The sequence below is a fragment of the Pseudophaeobacter sp. 1A16562 genome (assembly GCF_041008785.1).
Classification (GTDB): domain Bacteria; phylum Pseudomonadota; class Alphaproteobacteria; order Rhodobacterales; family Rhodobacteraceae; genus Phycobacter; species Phycobacter gallaeciensis_A.
This window is the reverse complement of sequence record NZ_JAXGFT010000009.1, coordinates 177,923-192,301: the sequence shown is the minus strand read 5'-3', so window position 1 is coordinate 192,301 and position 14,379 is coordinate 177,923. Positions and strand designations below refer to the sequence as shown.

Annotated in this window: 11 protein-coding genes; 6 read left to right on the top strand and 5 right to left on the bottom strand. The window is 61.0% G+C overall.

Going from position 1 to position 14,379, the window contains the following annotated elements:
- The first annotated feature begins 39 nt into the window (after window positions 1–39).
- The 5 genes from SM764_RS14355 to SM764_RS14335 all read left to right on the top strand — a co-directional run bounded on the left by SM764_RS14355 (window position 40) and on the right by SM764_RS14335 (window position 7,589).
- Window positions 40–1,260 carry an N-acetylmuramoyl-L-alanine amidase gene (locus SM764_RS14355; protein ID WP_347508988.1) on the top strand — a complete coding sequence of 407 codons (1,221 nt, stop codon included), beginning with the start codon at window positions 40–42 and terminating at the stop codon, window positions 1,258–1,260.
- A gap of 201 nt (window positions 1,261–1,461) precedes the next feature.
- On the top strand, window positions 1,462–3,963 hold the full coding sequence (locus SM764_RS14350) for a penicillin-binding protein 1A (RefSeq protein ID WP_274833378.1): 2,502 nt from the start codon (window positions 1,462–1,464) through the stop codon (window positions 3,961–3,963).
- A 171-nt stretch (window positions 3,964–4,134) separates the two neighbouring features.
- The gene (gene prfB, locus SM764_RS14345) at window positions 4,135–5,259 is read left to right on the top strand and encodes a peptide chain release factor 2 (RefSeq protein ID WP_065270609.1); all 1,125 of its coding nucleotides are present in this window, start codon (window positions 4,135–4,137) and stop codon (window positions 5,257–5,259) included.
- Window positions 5,260–5,369: 110 nt separating this feature from the next.
- Window positions 5,370–6,773, top strand: a complete 1,404-nt coding sequence (locus SM764_RS14340; protein ID WP_369002085.1) for an amidase — start codon at window positions 5,370–5,372, stop codon at window positions 6,771–6,773.
- Between the two features lie 45 nt (window positions 6,774–6,818).
- On the top strand, window positions 6,819–7,589 hold the full coding sequence (locus SM764_RS14335; protein WP_369002084.1) for a DUF2189 domain-containing protein: 771 nt from the start codon (window positions 6,819–6,821) through the stop codon (window positions 7,587–7,589).
- Between the two features lie 19 nt (window positions 7,590–7,608).
- Here the strand turns inward: SM764_RS14335 and SM764_RS14330 are convergent, their stop codons facing one another.
- Window positions 7,609–8,367, bottom strand: coding sequence for a helix-turn-helix domain-containing protein (locus tag SM764_RS14330; RefSeq protein ID WP_065270606.1), 759 nt, complete (start codon window positions 8,365–8,367; stop codon window positions 7,609–7,611).
- Window positions 8,368–8,644: 277 nt separating this feature from the next.
- Here SM764_RS14330 and SM764_RS14325 point away from each other — a divergent pair, with 277 nt between their 5' ends.
- Window positions 8,645–9,052 (top strand): hypothetical protein, encoded by a 408-nt coding sequence (locus SM764_RS14325; protein WP_368948034.1) that lies wholly within the window; start codon window positions 8,645–8,647, stop codon window positions 9,050–9,052.
- A 183-nt stretch (window positions 9,053–9,235) separates the two neighbouring features.
- Here the strand turns inward: SM764_RS14325 and ilvN are convergent, their stop codons facing one another.
- The 4 genes from ilvN to SM764_RS14305 form a co-directional block, all read right to left on the bottom strand.
- Window positions 9,236–9,796, bottom strand: a complete 561-nt coding sequence (ilvN, locus tag SM764_RS14320) for an acetolactate synthase small subunit (protein ID WP_065273495.1) — start codon at window positions 9,794–9,796, stop codon at window positions 9,236–9,238.
- Window positions 9,797–9,877: 81 nt separating this feature from the next.
- A complete protein-coding gene (locus SM764_RS14315) occupies window positions 9,878–11,629 on the bottom strand; it encodes an acetolactate synthase 3 large subunit (RefSeq protein WP_274828959.1) in 1,752 nt (583 codons plus the stop codon).
- A gap of 371 nt (window positions 11,630–12,000) precedes the next feature.
- A complete protein-coding gene (locus SM764_RS14310; RefSeq protein WP_369002083.1) occupies window positions 12,001–12,633 on the bottom strand; it encodes a response regulator transcription factor in 633 nt (210 codons plus the stop codon).
- 91 nt (window positions 12,634–12,724) lie between these two features.
- Window positions 12,725–14,164 carry a cache domain-containing protein gene (locus SM764_RS14305; protein ID WP_065270602.1) on the bottom strand — a complete coding sequence of 480 codons (1,440 nt, stop codon included), beginning with the start codon at window positions 14,162–14,164 and terminating at the stop codon, window positions 12,725–12,727.
- Between the last annotated feature and the right edge of the window lie 215 nt (window positions 14,165–14,379).

Sequence of the window (14,379 nt, the reverse complement as noted above, 5' to 3'; positions counted from 1 at the left end):
CCCGCTGGTCAGAAGCAAAACAGAATGGGCAGGAACAGGATGACAGGCAGGATATTGGCGATCATCGCGGCGCTGTTTCTGGGCGGCGCGGCCATGGCGCAGGGGTTTTCCGGGCTCGCGCGCATTGATGCCGAGCAGAGCCGCATCAGGGATGCGGGGCAGGGGGCAGAGATTGATCTGCACCTTAGTCAGGGGGTGCCCTATCGCCTGTTCACGCTCGACAACCCTCCGCGTCTGGTGCTCGACTTTCAGGAGGTGGACTGGACGGGGCTGCGCCGGGAGAACCTGATCCAAGGCGAAAACCTGCGCGATGTGCAGTTCGGAACCTATGTGCCGGGCTGGTCGCGCATGGTTCTGGCGCTGGCCGGACCGATGCAGGTTAGCGCCGCCGGGATGGAGGTCGATCCGGTAACAGCGGGCGCGATCCTGTCGGTCACGCTGGACAAAACAGATGCCGAACAGTTCGCCGCCAATGCGGGCGCCCCGCAGGACCGGCGCTGGGACCTGCCCGCGCCCGAGCCGCTGACACCGGCTGCCCCGCGTGATGACAATGCGCCGCTGCTGGTGGTGCTGGACCCGGGGCATGGCGGCATCGATCCCGGTGCGCAGGTCGAGGGCGGCCTCGATGAAAAGACCTTGATGCTGCAATTTGCCTTTGAACTCGGCGAAATGCTGGTGCGCTCGGGCCAGTTTTCGGTGCAGCTGACCCGTGATGGGGATTACTTCGTATCGCTGGAGCGCCGGATTGCGCTGGCGCATCAGGCCGGGGCGGATCTGTTCATCTCACTGCACGCAGATTCCCTCTCCGAAGGCGGCGCGCGGGGATCGACCATCTATACCCTGTCGAAAGAGGCTTCGGACAAGGCATCGGCCACCCTGGCCGAGCGGCACGACCGGTCGGATCTATTGTCTGGGACAGACCTTAGCGCGGCGGATGATCTGGTGACGGATGTGCTGCTGGATCTTGCCCGGCAGGAAACCCAGCCACGCAGCGAGGCGCTGGCGCGCGCCATCGTCGAAGGGCTGGCGGAACAGGGCGGACCGCTCAACCGGCGGCCCATGCGCTCGGCCGGATTTTCGGTGCTGAAATCGGCGGATATCCCGTCGGTCCTGATCGAAATCGGCTTCCTGTCCAGCGCCCGCGATCTGAAGAATCTGAAGGACCCGGAGTGGCGCGCTCAGGCGGCGCGCGGTGTTCTGTCTGGCCTGATCGAATGGCGTATCCGCGATGATGCGCTGCGCCCGCTGGTACGCCAGTAGCCGGAAAGCAGGAAAAAGGCGCCCATGGGGATCGGCGCGCAGGTGCCGACCCATAGTTCGCACGCAACCACGCCTGTTGCTTTGGCGTCGAATCCTCTATGGTTTTCCTGATACCAGCGGCATATATTCGCCGCTTCCCGTTTTGACCCCATTCGCAGGGGCTTCTATATAGGCGGGACCGTGCGAGAGAGGCTTTATTCCGTGCTCAGGTTCATTCTATCCTTCTTCGGCTCCATTTTCAGTACCATCACGCTTGGCGTGGCGGTGGTTGCACTGACCATTGGCGCGGTCTTCTGGATGTATGGGCGCGACCTGCCCAGCCACGAATCCCTGGCGCAATACCAGCCCCCGACCATCAGCCGGATCTATTCGGGCGAAGGACAGCTGATCGACGAATTCGCCGAAGAACGCCGCCTGTTCACCCCGTCGCACGAGATCCCGGCGCTGGTGAAGCAGGCCTTCATCTCTGCCGAAGATAAGAATTTCTATTCCCACGCAGGCTATGATGCCCGTGGTATTGCTGCCGCCGCGATTGAAGCGGTTCGCTCGCGCGGGTCCAACGTGCGCGGTGCCTCGACCATCACCCAGCAGGTGATGAAGAACTTCCTTCTGTCCGGTGACCGTAAGGCCGAGCGCAAGATCAAGGAAATCATCCTCGCCACCCGGCTTGAGGAAACGCTCGACAAGGACCGAATTCTTGAGCTCTATCTGAACGAGATTTTCCTGGGTCAGAATTCTTACGGGGTTGCGGCGGCCTCGCAGACCTATTTCAACAAGACCCTTGGCGAATTGGCCCCGCACGAAGCTGCCACGCTGGCCTCCATGCCCAAGGCGCCGTCAGATTATCACCCGGTTCGGCGCAAGGACCGGCTGCTTGCCCGGCGCAACTACGTTCTGCGCGAGATGTACGAGAACGGCTATATCTCCGAAGACGTCTACAAGGTGGAGGTCGAACAGCCGCTGCGCTCGGTCCAGAATGGCGATTTCGAAAGCTTCCGTACCGCTCTGCCGCCGCGCGATTATTTTACCGATGAAATTCGCCGCCAGCTGTCGCAGGACTTTGGGGAAGGCGAATTCTTTACCGGTGGTTTCACCGTCCGCGCCACCATCGACGAGGAAATGCAGACAGAGGCCGCGCTGGCGATGCGCAAAGGTCTGGAGAAATATGACCGTTCGCGTGGTATCTGGAAGGGCACAGGGGTAACTCTCACCGAAGAGGAACTCGCCTCCGAAGAGACTTGGCGCGAGGCGCTGGGACAAGCCGATGTGTCCCGCGACATCGACTTGGGTGGGAAATGGCTGCCTGCCGTGGTGCTGACAGTGGCCGATCAGTCGCTGACCGTTGGCGTAGAAGGCGTTGCCGAAACCGGCAGCGTGCCGCGCTCTGACATCAAGTGGATGAAGGGCAATTTCAAGGACAACTTCACCCGTGGAGACGTGGTGCTGGTCCGCGCCGAGATGAAAGACGATGCCTTTAGCCATTGGTCGCTGCGGCAGGTCCCCGAAGTGCAGGGCGGTTTCGTTGCGATGGACGTGAACACGGGCCGCGTTCTGGCGATGCAGGGCGGGTTCTCCTATCAGCATTCGGTGTTCAATCGCGCCACCCAGGCGCAGCGTCAGCCGGGATCGAGCTTCAAGCCCTTCGTCTATGCGGCGGCGCTGGACAGTGGATACAGCCCGGCGACCATCATCGTCGACGCCCCGATCGAGATCAACACGCCGCAGGGTCTGTGGCGGCCCAAGAACTCCAGTAACAAGTTCTACGGTCCGACGCCGCTGCGCACAGGGATCGAGATGAGCCGGAATCTGATGACCATCCGACTGGCGCAAGAGGTTGGCATGCCGGTGGTCGCGGGCTATGCGGAACGCTTTGGCGTCTATGACAATATGGGCACCTATCTGGCTAACTCGCTGGGGGCCGAGGAAACCACGCTCTACAAGATGGTTGCAGCCTATGCGATGTTCGCCAATGGCGGCCAGCGGGTGCAGCCGACCCTTGTGGACCGCATTCAGGATCGCTTTGGCAAGACAATCTATCGCCACGATGACCGCGACTGCGTCGATTGCGCCGTGGCTTCCTTGGAGCCTGGACGAGCACCGCGTATCGTTGCCGACCGCGAACAGGTGATGGATCCGATCACCGCCTATCAGCTGACCTCGATGATGAAGGGGGTTGTCGACCGCGGCACCGCCTCCAGCGTGATCAACCTGCCGGTGCCCACCGCGGGCAAAACCGGCACCACCAACGATTCGCGCGATGTCTGGTTCGTCGGCTTTACCTCCAATATCGTTGCGGGTTGCTACATGGGCTTTGACCAGCCCCGCCCGATGGGACGTGGCGCCTATGGCGGCACCATGTGCGGGCCGGTGTTCCAGCAGTTCATGACCAAGGCGGTCGAGAAATTCGGCGGCGGTCCCTTCGAAGTGCCCGAAGGCGGCCATTTCATCAAGATCGACCGCTATACCGGCGCGCCTTTGCCGGATGATGCTTCGGGTGCCTATGTGGTGGCGGAATACTTCCGCGACGGGGCTGAGCCGATCTTTGGCATGACCTTCGATGGCGGCTTTGCCATGGGCTCCAGCCTGCCGTTGATCGAAGAGGTCGAACAATCCGGGCGCAAGGTTACCACCTCAAGCGGTGGAACCGCGGTTCTGGGGCCAAAGGCCAGCTTTGGCACCATCAGTTCGGGCGGCCTTTACTGACCGCCCGCCTGTGCCTTTGCGGCCACCGGCTTTGACGGGGGTATTGCGCGCGGGGCGCGATTGTCGGCCGCCTATACGCACTGCTTGGCGATGGACAGGCGCAGACCCTTGTTCTGCCTTGGTCTCTGGGCTATCACGCCAGCCTGAACGTCATGACAGGATACTCCCAAGATGCGCGCTGAAACCCAGAATATCGTGACCGAGATTGAAAAATCGCTGGAGCTTCTCGCCCAGCGGCTCGATTGGGAAACTGCGGAGTTCCGGCTGGAGGAATTCAACGCCCGGGTCGAGGATCCGGGACTGTGGGACGATCCCGAAGCGGCGCAGAAACTGATGCGCGAGCGTCAGATGCTGGTCGATGCGATTGATACCTACAAGGGCATCAAGCAGGATCTGGCGGACAATATGGAGCTGATCGAGCTTGGCGAGATGGAAGAGGACGAGGAGGTCGTCACCGACGCTGAGGACGCTCTGAAGGCGCTTAAGGACAAGGCCGCCGAAAAGGAGCTGGAGGCGCTGCTGGACGGCGAGGCGGACGGCAACGATACTTTCCTTGAGATCAATGCAGGTGCCGGCGGCACTGAAAGCTGCGACTGGGCTTCGATGCTTGCGCGCATGTACGTCCGCTGGGCCGAGAAGAAAGGCTACAAGGTCGAGCTTCAATCCGAAAGCGCTGGTGAAGAGGCAGGCATCAAATCCGCCGCCTACAAGATCTCCGGCCCCAATGCCTATGGCTGGTTGAAATCCGAGAGCGGCGTGCACCGTCTGGTGCGGATTTCACCCTATGACTCGGCTGCCAAGCGTCACACTTCCTTCTGTTCGGTCTGGGTCTACCCGGTGGTGGACGACAATATCGACATCGAAGTGAACCCGGCGGATATCCGTATCGATACCTACCGTTCGTCCGGTGCGGGCGGTCAGCACGTTAACACCACCGACTCGGCGGTGCGGATCACCCACCATCCCACCGGGATCGTGGTGACCAGCTCGGAAAAATCCCAGCACCAGAACCGCGACATCGCCATGAAGGCCCTGAAATCGCGCCTGTATCAACTGGAGTTGGATCGTCGCAACGCGGCCATCAACGAAGCCCACGAGAACAAGGGCGACGCGGGCTGGGGCAACCAGATCCGGTCCTACGTGTTGCAGCCCTACCAGATGGTCAAGGATCTGCGCACCGGGCACGAGACCTCTGACACCAAGGGCGTTCTGGATGGCGATCTGGACGGCTTCATGGCGGCGACGCTGGCGATGAACGTGTCCGGCAAGAGCCGCGCGGACGCGCAGGCGGAGTAATCCGGCGGCCTAAGGGTGACCCGAGGTTAGCCTCGGGGCAAGTCACGGCTTTCCTTTGTAAAAATCTGCGGCTAGGCTCTGTTTAACAAATGAACGGAGTCACGCCGACTATGACAGATTACAGCTCTGCCAGCGATATTCTGGCCCAATTGCAAGATGGTAGCCTGACTTCCGCCGCGCTGATGGAGCATACCCTGGCGCGGATCGAGGCGGTGAACCCGGATCTGAACGCCATCGTGGGACTGCGCCCGGCAGAAGAGCTGATGGAAGAGGCGCGCCGTGCCGACGCGATGCGCGCCGCCAATGTACCGCTGGGGCCGCTGCACGGGCTGCCGATGGCGATCAAGGATCTTGCCAACGTCAAAGGCATCGCATCGACCCAGGGCTCCCCCCTGATGAAGGATTTTGTCCCGACCGAGGATGAGCTGTTCGTATCGCGCCTGCGCGCGGCGGGGGCGATCCTGATCGGCAAGACCAATACCCCCGAATTCGGCCTCGGCTCCCATACCTTTAACCCGGTCTATGGCGCGACCAACAACCCATTTGATCCCACGCGGACCTGTGGCGGCTCTTCCGGTGGCTCAGCGGTGGCGTTGGCCGCCGGGATGGTGGCGCTGGCGGATGGATCCGACATGATGGGATCCCTGCGGAACCCGGCAGGCTGGAACAATGTCTACGGCTTCCGCCCGACCTGGGGCTGGGTGCCGTCAGAACCCAAGGGAGACGTCTTCCTGCATCCTCTGGCGACGCTTGGCCCGATGGCGCGTAGCCCCGAGGATATCGGTCTGCTCCTGGACGTGATGAGCGGACCGGACCCGCGGCAACCGCTGGCCTCGGGTGGGGCTCCGGTGATGCCGCTGCCGGAGGTCGAAAAGATGCGGATCGGCTGGCTCGGCGACTGGGGCGGGGCCTTTCCGATGGAGCCGGGGATCCTTGAGCTTTGCGAGGCGGCGGCAAAGTCGTTCGAGGACTTGGGGCATACGGTTGAAGCCGTGGCGCCCCCGTTCCCGGCGGAACGCATCTGGGAGGCCTGGATTACCCTGCGCTCCTTTGCCGTGGCGGCGGGCCTGCGGGTGTTCAATGATCGGCGCGAGCATCTGAAGGACACTGCCATCTGGGAGCTGGAGCGCGGCCTTTCGATGACAGCGCAAGAGGTGCAGGAGGCGTCTGACGCGCGCTCTGACTGGCAGCGGGCCGCAGCGCGGCTGTTCCAGGACTACGACGCCCTGATCCTGCCGACGGCGCAATGCTGGCCGTTCCCGGTCGATATCGATTATCCGCGGGAGATCGCAGGCGTTGAGATGGACACCTATCACCGCTGGATGCAGGTGGTGGTGCCGGTCAGCCTGCTGGGGCTGCCCTGCCTTGGCGCGCCTGCGGGGTTCAGCGAGGCGGGCCTGCCGATGGGCATTCAGATCTTTGGCGCACAGGGGCAGGATCAGAATATCCTGGCACTGGGCCAGCAGTATCACGCGGCCACGCAATGGCCGCAAAACGCCCCTCCACAGGGTTAAGGAGGACCCGGGGGAGGGGAAACGTTTCGGGGAGGAAGCGTTTCGATGACAGAAAAGGCATTTGGTGTACCGGAAATGCAGCCGATGACCGCAGGGATCCTGCGTGAGGCGCTGCGACGCGGCTGGGCGGATTTCCTGGCCAAACCCGGATACGGGTTGTTCTTTGCCGGGTTTTACGTCTTGGCAGGTTGGGCGATGGCCTGGGTTACCGCGCAGACCGGCACCACCTTCTGGCTGGTGCTGGCGGCCATCGGATTTCCCCTGATCGGTCCCTTTGCTGCCGTAGGGCTTTATGAGGTCTCACACCGGCGCGAACAGGGGCAGGCAATGGATGCCCGGGCCATTCTGGGGGTGGTTCTGCAGCAAAGCCGCCGCCAGCTGCCGTCGATCTGCGCCATCATCATTGTGGTGTTTCTGTTCTGGTTTTTCCTTGGCCACATGATCTTTGCCCTGTTTCTGGGGCTGTCGACCATGACCAATATCTCTACCTCGCTGGATGTCTTCCTGTCGGTCGAGGGGCTTACGATGCTGGCAGTCGGAACGGTTGTAGGCGCGTTGTTCGCGTTGCTGCTCTATATGATCACGGTGATCTCTCTGCCGCTGCTGCTGGACAGAGAGGTGGATTTTGTCACTGCAATGATCACCAGCTTCACCTATGTGCAGCGGAATTTTGCGCTGATGATGCTCTGGGCGGTGCTGATTGCGGTGCTGACCTTTGCGGCCATGCTGCCCGCCTTTGCCGGTCTGCCGGTGGTGCTGCCGTTGCTTGGCCACGCCACTTGGCACATCTACCGGCTCGCCACATCACCGACCTAGGGCGGCAGGGCGTCCCTGGTCAGGAGAACGGTTCGTTGATGCGCAGCAGGCGGCGGTGGTAGGGCAGCAGGTCCTCTTCGCTCACAAAGCCCGCATTGCGGGCCACGGCCAGCGCAGGCCCCATGTCGCGGCCGAGGTATTCATAGACCATCCGGGTGACCCGTTCATCGCCGCTTTCGCGCACGGTGCGGGCCACGTAGCCAACCCAGAAATTGTTTTCAAGCGAGGCCACGCGCGCCAAGTAGTTGAAGGAAAAAGTCATCGCGCGGCGCCGTGAAATCAGGAAGGCGACGCCGTCCTCGTGACAGCTGAGCACGCCACGGAACTCGCGTGATGCCGGGTCTTCGGGCAGGCCCTGAAACCGCATCGCATCCTTGGCCTCAAAACCCTTGATATAGGCGACGCCGCCTCCGTCGCGGCTTACGCGCACCAGACCAACGACAAAACTGTCCCCGTTGATGAAGCTGCGCCGGGTAAAACGGTAATAGCCAGAGGGGAAGATTTGCTCGCTCAGCTGCTCGATCCCATGGCCCAGAAAATCATTGAGAAAGGCGCCGTGCAGGATCTTGTCCTGTTTGCCAACTGTGTCGACCGGCTCCAGCAGGATACGCGCGTCTACATCAAAGAAGCAGCAGATCCGGTCTAGAACGTCAGGCCGCGGAAAGCTTTCGCCGGACATGTAGCGATTGAACTGCGTCCGGTTGATGCCAAGGCGCCGCGACAGTTCGGAGATGGAGGGGTATTGCTGTGCCAGATGACGCAGGTTGGCGCCAAACATGTCGCGCAATTCTGCGGGAGAACGCGATTGCCGGGCGCGGTTGTCATCTCTTGCTGTTGCTATGGCAGCCATTGTGGCCTCAATCCCCGACCGCTGATCGCGACAAATATTTCCATTTTACGATGGGTTGTCGCTTTATCGCGTCAATGTTGTCTCTAAATCACGTCGGGATACTATCCTCGCTGACACAAATTGCAATAGTCCGACGCAGTATTTGCCATGTTGGCGCCTCTCCAATTGGCCCAGAATTGAGCGATAAACGAACGAGGCTTGCAACATGATCGGATATGTACTTTGGAGTGACGTCGCCGTCGGAAAAGCAATTATCTGGTGTGAGGATCAGGGGGATCTGGCCTATTATTCCCGGCACAGAGATGCCTCACAGACGGCGGTGTGTAAGGGAGATTGGGTACAGTTTGACCTGACCGAAAAAGGCAATATGCGGTTGGCAGCCAATGCGGTCATTCTGGATGACGTCGGGTATCCTGACCTGTCCGAGATGCTGGTCGAGGCAGCACCGCTGCCAAAAGCGGCTTCAACAGCGGTGACGGCCGATTATCCGGTTCGCACAACAGGTGCAGGGCGGAGTTTTGAAGCGTCTGGCGGTGTCGAGGTGGTAACGGAAAACAATGTGATACCCTTTCCGGCTTTCTCAAAATGGCACACGGCCGCGCGCTACGGATAACCCCCGTACTGTCGGAACGGTCTGGCGCAGCGCTTTGTTACAAGCGGACATGGCGCTGCAGGCCCCGTGATTTTCTACTGACCCGGACGTCGCAAAAAGGCCGCCCAGATTGGGCGGCCTTTCGTGTTATCGGTGCAAGACATGCGGTCGGAAGGGGCAGGTGGTCCTCTCCCGGCGCGGCAATCAGGTGCCGCGCAGCAGGGCAGCAACGCCGGTACGGGCGATTTCGATCAAACCCAGCGGGCGCATCAGATCGGCAAAGGCGTCGATCTTGTCCGGGGCGCCAGTGATTTCGAAGATGAAGCTTTCCAGGGTGCTGTCCACGACATTGGCGCGGAAGATATCGGCCAGGCGCAGGGCCTCGACCCGCTTGTCGCCATCGCTCACGACCTTGAGGATTGCCAGTTCCCGCTCGACCGCGGGGCCTTCGACGGTCAGATCGTGCACCTCGTGAACCGGCACGATACGGCCCAGCTGCGCCTTGATCTGCTCGATCACCTGCGGGGTGCCGGTGGTGACCACGGTGATGCGGCTGAGGTGTCCGGTGTGATCGACTTCGGCGACGGTCAGGCTTTCGATGTTGTAGCCGCGGCCGGAGAACAGGCCGATGACACGGGCCAAAACGCCGGGTTCGTTTTCAACCAGCAATGCCAGCGTGTGACGTTCCTGTACGTCGGAAAACGTGGGCCGCAGGTTATACGCCGAATGTTTGCTGGCGCCTTTTTTGATGTGTAGGGCAGACATGGAATTGTCCTTTTTTATTCCTATCGGGCCGTGTCGGCGATTGCCGGGCCCATCAATTCGGTGAAGGGGGAGCGGCGTGGATCAGACCAGCACCGCACCTCCGGCCTGAATGGCGCCCTGGGTCTCGGCTTCGCCCAGCAGCATTTCGTTATGGGGTTTGCCCGAGGGGATCATCGGGAAGCAGTTTTCGTGCTTTTCAACCAGGCAATCAAAGACAACTGGACCGTCGTGGTTGATCATCTCCATGATCGCATCGTCCAGATCCTTGGGGTCCTTGCAGATGATGCCCTTGGCGCCAAAGGCCTCGGCGAGCTTCACGAAATCGGGCAGCGCTTCGGACCAGGAGTGGCTGTAGCGTTCACCGTGCAGCAGTTCCTGCCACTGGCGCACCATGCCAAGGCGTTCGTTGTTGAGGATGAACTGTTTTACCGGCAGGCGGTATTGCGCGGCGGTGCCGAGCTCCTGCATGTTCATCAGCCATGACGCTTCGCCGGCGACGTTGATCACCAGTGCGTCCGGGTGCGCCATCTGCACGCCGATGGAGGCCGGGAAACCATAGCCCATGGTGCCAAGTCCGCCTGAGGTCATCCAGCGGTTGGGATCCTCAAAGCCAAGGAACTGCGCCGCCCACATCTGGTGCTGCCCAACCTCGGTGGTGACGTAACGGTCGTGACCCTTGGTCAGCTCCTCAAGGCGTTGCAGCGCGTATTGCGGTTTGATGGTGCCTTCGGACGGGGTATAGGACAGGCAATTGACCGCGCGCCATTCGGAGATCTTGGCCTGCCATTTGGCCAGCGCTTCCTTGTTGGTCTTGCGACCGCGGGATTTCCAGACCTTCAGCAGATCTTCCAGCACGTGGCCCACATCACCCACGATCGGGATATCGACGCGGATCACCTTGTTGATCGAGGAAGGATCAATGTCGATATGCGCCTTGGTCGATTTTGGGCTGAAGGCATCGATGCGGCCAGTGATCCGGTCATCGAACCGCGCGCCGATATTGATCATCAGGTCGCAGTCATGCATCGCCATGTTGGCCTCGTAAAGACCATGCATACCCAGCATGCCGAGCCAGTTCGGGCCAGACGCAGGATAGGCGCCAAGGCCCATCAGGGTCGAGGTTACGGGAATGCCAGTGGCATCCACCAGTTCGCGCAGCAGCTGGCTGGCGCCGGGGCCGGAGTTGATCACGCCGCCGCCGGTATAGAACACCGGGCGTTTGGCGGTCTCGATGGCGGCCACCAGTTCGGTGATCTCTTCCATATCGCCCTTGACCGGCGGCTGGTAATGCGAGGCCGAGGGGCGCGGCGTCGTGTAGGTTCCGGTGGCGAATTGCACGTCTTTCGGAATGTCGATCAGAACCGGACCGGGGCGGCCCGAGGTGGCGACATGGAACGCCTCGTGCAGGGTACCGGACAGCTTGTCGGTGTCCTTCACCAGCCAGTTGTGCTTGGTGCAGGGGCGGGTGATGCCAACGGTGTCCGCCTCCTGGAAGGCGTCTGAACCGATCATGAAGGTCGGCACCTGACCGGTCAGCACCACAAGCGGAATGGAATCGAGCAGCGCATCGGTGAGGCCGGTCACCGCATTTGTTGCACCGGGCCCCGAGGTGACAAGAACGACGCCGGGTTTTCCGGTCGAACGCGCATATCCTTCGGCGGCGTGCACCGCGCCTTGCTCGTGGCGGACCAGAATGTGGCGGATATCGTTCTGCAGGAAGATTTCATCATAGATCGGAAGCACGGCGCCACCGGGGTATCCGAATACCGTGTCCACGCCCTGATCCTTCAGGGCCTGAACAACCATTTTTGCGCCGGTCATTTCACGTGTCATCTGCTTTTGCTCCAGTTGGCGGCAACGTCCATTCCGCATAAAAAAAGCCCCCGATTTTCTAGGTCGGAGGCGCATGGGTCAGATTATGGTCAACCGTTACCGGCCCATGCGCTTGGTTCCTACAATGACGACTAGGGAGGTCATTTACCCCAGGCTCCTCTTTTGCGTTGAAGCGCAGACTATGACCGGCCGGCAGGGGCGTCAACAGGCAAACCCATCAAAAATGCCCATCTTTCGACATTTTCTTGCGCTCAAGGGGCGCGTTGCGACATTTCTCAAAAGGAGACTCCCGGAAATGTGACCGAAACCCGAGCCGCAGGGACTCAGCCGCAGGTGTCGCATGCCCCGGAAATGGGGTGGGGGAGCAGGGGCTACAGCCCGACGCCAGTGCCCTGTAGAACGCCGTGTTGCAGCGCATAGCGGGTGAGGCCGGCGGTCGAGGAAATGCCCAGCTTGCGCTTGATGTTCTTGCGGTGGGTTTCCACTGTGCGCACCGAAATATCGAGCGCAAGGGCAACTTCCTTGTTGGATTTGCCCTGAGCTAGTTCCAAGAGGATGGTCTGTTCGCGCCCGGTCAGCGCCTCGCGCAGGCCGCTGTCCTTGGGCTTCAGCGACCCTTCGGCGCCGGTGCAGAGATAGCGTTCACCGCGCATCACCGCGTCGATAGCGTCCTTGATCTCTTCGGTGGGCACGTCCTTTAGCACATATCCCATGGCGCCATGGCTGAGCGCGGTAGAGATATATTCCGGGCTGTCGTGCATCGACAGGATCAGGATACGAGTGCTGGGGCTGCGCTCCAATATGATTTCGGTGGCGCCGAGGCCACCCAACCGGGGCATGTTGAGATCCATGAGGATCACATCGGGCGCCAGCTCGGCGACGCGGCTCACCGCTTCTTCGCCGTCGGTCAATGATCCGACCACCGCGATGTCAGCGTAGCTTTCGAGAATCGACTGGATGCCCTCGGCGACCATCGGGTGGTCGTCCACGATCAGGACACGCACAGGCTCGCAATTTCCGTCTTTCAGCAGAGTGCCATCCCCCAACTGCCTATATGCTTCGGACCCGGCAGAGATACGGATCCTGCATCTGCCACTACGACACGCGTTTCGGAGCGGCTTCGTTCCCCGGTGGCAGCAGATGGCTCAAAGGGAGTGTTGCTTCGATCACCGTGCCGCTCTGGGTGCCCCGTGATGACAGAATCCGCAAGGTGCCGTCAAGCTGATCGATCCGCTCTTGCATGTTGCGCAGGCCGATGCCCGGCTCGCCTTCGGGCTTTTTCTGGGGCAGGCCACGGCCATTGTCGCTGATGCGCATGGTGGCGCCGCGGGCGTGGCCACGCAGGTCGATACTGACATGGCTTGCATCCGCGTGCCGTTCGATATTGGTCAGCGCCTCCTGCGCGATGCGGTACATGGCGATCTTGGCATCCTGATCCAGCCGGTTGCGGAACACCACAGTGGTAAAATCCGTTTCGATTCCGGTGCGGGCCGCAAAATCATCGGTAAGCGCCTTCAGCGCAGGACCAAGGCCCAGATCATCCAGCACTCCCGGGCGCAGATCCCGGCTGATGCGGCGCACTTCGGAGATGGCGATGCCAAGGTGTTCGATGCCTTTGTCGAGCGGATCCGAAGCGCCATCGTGATCGCCCCGCATCAGGCGCCGCCGGGTGTTGTCCAGCGCATAGCGCACCCCGACCAGAAGCTGGCTGATCCCGTCGTGCAGCTCGCGGGCCACGCGTCCACGCTCTTCTTCCTGCGCGTCGAAAACCCGCTGTGTCAGTTCCTTCAGCTTGGCATCGGCAAGGCGGCGTTCGCGGATGTTCAGAACCATGCCCGATGCAAAGACAAGGACCAGTGCGACAAGGGTAATTCCGCCAATATAGATAAAGGTCCGGCGCACCCGGGCTTCCACCTCGGCGCGGCTGGCGGCAACCGAGGCCAGTACATCGTCGATGAAGACGCCGGTCCCGACCGCCCATTGCCAGTCCTGCAGGCCAAGGACGTAGGTTACCATCTGCGCTTCTTCGCCAGTCGATGGTTTTTCCCACATGAAACTGTGCCAGCCTGCGCCTTGGCGCGCCTGCTCGATGAAGGTGTCCACGACCGGCGTGCCCTGGCTGTCGGTGAGCCCGCGCCAGTTCTGGTTGATGAACTCAGTTTGCCGGGGGCTGACCAGATTGTTGCCGTCATAATCATAGACGAAAAAGAAGCCGTCCTGGCCGTAGATCATCGCGCTAAGGATTTGCGTCACCCGTTCCTTTGCATCCGCATCATCCGGCGCAGCCAGACCATAGATATGGGAAAAGGCATTGCGAGCCTGGGTGACATAGTTGCGCAGTTCGGCCTTCTTGGCTTCGATCAGCTGCCGCTCCAAGGCCTTGATCTCCCGCTCGGCGAGGGCGCGGGACTGATTGGCCACCAAGAGCGCAATCGCCGCCACTGCCACCACCAGAGGCAGCGTCGCCAGAAGCGAAAGTTTCTGCGCATAGTTTGGTCGGAACAGGCTGGAAAACAGGCTGGAGAACGGGGGCATAGGGCTGTCCGGCGGCTGTGAGAGAGGGAAGGCGAATCGTTACGCAATCGAAATCCGAAAGCAAAGGGGGCTTTGAGGCAGATTTTGCCGTCACCTGCGTAACAAAAGAAGCCTGCGCTCAAAATTAGTGCAACAATCGGACTGAAACTTACCAAAAAAGCGCCGATCTACGCAGTACTAGGTATTCACAAGTTTGGCCCCGTGGCTAGGCTGAC

Excerpts from the sequence above, each read along its gene's own strand:
- SM764_RS14315 (WP_274828959.1), bottom strand. The coding sequence starts at position 11,629 with ATGACACGTGAAATGACCGGCGCAAAAATGGTTGTTCAGGCCCTGAAG.
- ilvN (WP_065273495.1), bottom strand. The coding sequence starts at position 9,796 with ATGTCTGCCCTACACATCAAAAAAGGCGCCAGCAAACATTCGGCGTAT.
- SM764_RS14330 (WP_065270606.1), bottom strand. The coding sequence starts at position 8,367 with ATGTTTGGCGCCAACCTGCGTCATCTGGCACAGCAATACCCCTCCATC.
- SM764_RS14305 (WP_065270602.1), bottom strand. The coding sequence starts at position 14,164 with ATGCCCCCGTTCTCCAGCCTGTTTTCCAGCCTGTTCCGACCAAACTAT.
- SM764_RS14355 (WP_347508988.1), top strand. The coding sequence starts at position 40 with ATGACAGGCAGGATATTGGCGATCATCGCGGCGCTGTTTCTGGGCGGC.
- SM764_RS14340 (WP_369002085.1), top strand. The coding sequence starts at position 5,370 with ATGACAGATTACAGCTCTGCCAGCGATATTCTGGCCCAATTGCAAGAT.
- SM764_RS14335 (WP_369002084.1), top strand. The coding sequence starts at position 6,819 with ATGACAGAAAAGGCATTTGGTGTACCGGAAATGCAGCCGATGACCGCA.
- SM764_RS14325 (WP_368948034.1), top strand. The coding sequence starts at position 8,645 with ATGATCGGATATGTACTTTGGAGTGACGTCGCCGTCGGAAAAGCAATT.
- prfB (WP_065270609.1), top strand. The coding sequence starts at position 4,135 with ATGCGCGCTGAAACCCAGAATATCGTGACCGAGATTGAAAAATCGCTG.